Source organism: Thermosulfurimonas dismutans (assembly GCF_001652585.1).
Taxonomy (GTDB): domain Bacteria; phylum Desulfobacterota; class Thermodesulfobacteria; order Thermodesulfobacteriales; family Thermodesulfobacteriaceae; genus Thermosulfurimonas; species Thermosulfurimonas dismutans.
On record NZ_LWLG01000048.1, the window covers coordinates 1 to 797 of the forward strand.

At 53.7% G+C, this 797-nt stretch carries 3 protein-coding genes; 1 reads left to right on the top strand and 2 read right to left on the bottom strand.

Annotated elements, in window-relative coordinates; translation table 11 throughout:
- On the top strand, positions 1 to 345 hold a 345-nt coding region (locus TDIS_RS10670; protein WP_208595713.1), incomplete at its 5' end, for a transposase.
- Here TDIS_RS10670 and TDIS_RS10675 read toward each other — a convergent pair.
- The gene (locus TDIS_RS10675) at positions 296 to 700 is read right to left on the bottom strand and encodes a nitrogenase component 1 (RefSeq protein ID WP_068671868.1); all 405 of its coding nucleotides are present in this window, start codon (positions 698 to 700) and stop codon (positions 296 to 298) included. The two genes, TDIS_RS10670 and TDIS_RS10675, sit on opposite strands and share 50 nt — an antisense overlap.
- Complete coding sequence (locus tag TDIS_RS11640) at positions 624 to 788, bottom strand: hypothetical protein (protein ID WP_425263989.1); 165 nt, start codon at positions 786 to 788, stop codon at positions 624 to 626. The genes TDIS_RS10675 and TDIS_RS11640 overlap by 77 nt, the downstream gene beginning before the upstream one ends.
- Positions 789 to 797 lie beyond the last annotated feature (9 nt).

Genomic DNA, 797 nt, shown 5'->3' on the forward strand with positions numbered 1-797 from the left:
TTGGCGGTGGAGCCTGCGGGCGGAGAGAGGAAAGAGGCCTGGCGGAATTTACTGAAGGGGCTTCTGGAGAGGGGGCTTAGAGGGGTAAGGCTTGTAATTAGTGACGACCATGAGTCAATAAAACAGGCTTTGGCGGCGGAGCTTCCGAAGACTCTCTGGCAGAGATGTGTAGTGCACTTTGAGCGGAATGTGCTGGCCCATGTACCCCGGAAGGAGGTTGAGGAAGTAGCAGGAGATCTTCGGGAGATTTTTCAGGTAAAACGTCGCAGCACGGCCGAGGCTTTGGCTCAAGAGTTTATTGAACGATATAAAGGGCGGTTTCGAAGACCGAAGCCGCCCCTATGACCTCAAAGCCGAGTTCTCTAAGCATTCTCCCTAAGGGTCCCAGTCTCCCGGCCCCAAGTACCACCAGTACTCTTTTTCCGGAAAAGAGTTTAAGCCAGGACCTTATCTCCCTAAAGGTCCGGGTCTCCTCCTCCCGAATCAGATCCTCCACCTTGTCAGAAGAGAGGCCCAAGGCCTCTCCTACCTTCCGAAGAGAAGCCCCCACGGCCGAAAGCCCATAAAAGGAGACCTTTAGGTAGGGAAGACCAAATCGCTCCTTCAGGGCCGAGGCAAACTCCCTAGCGGTTGAACCGCAGAAAAGGAGATTCAGATGAGCCCGGGAAAGTCGCTCTATCTCCGAAAAAACGGGTATCACCGGTAAGCACCGTGTGGACCTTAACCCCAAGTTTCTCAAGAAGTCGTTTTATCTCCCGGGCCTCTCCAGCTACATTGTACTCTCCGATGAGGTTTAC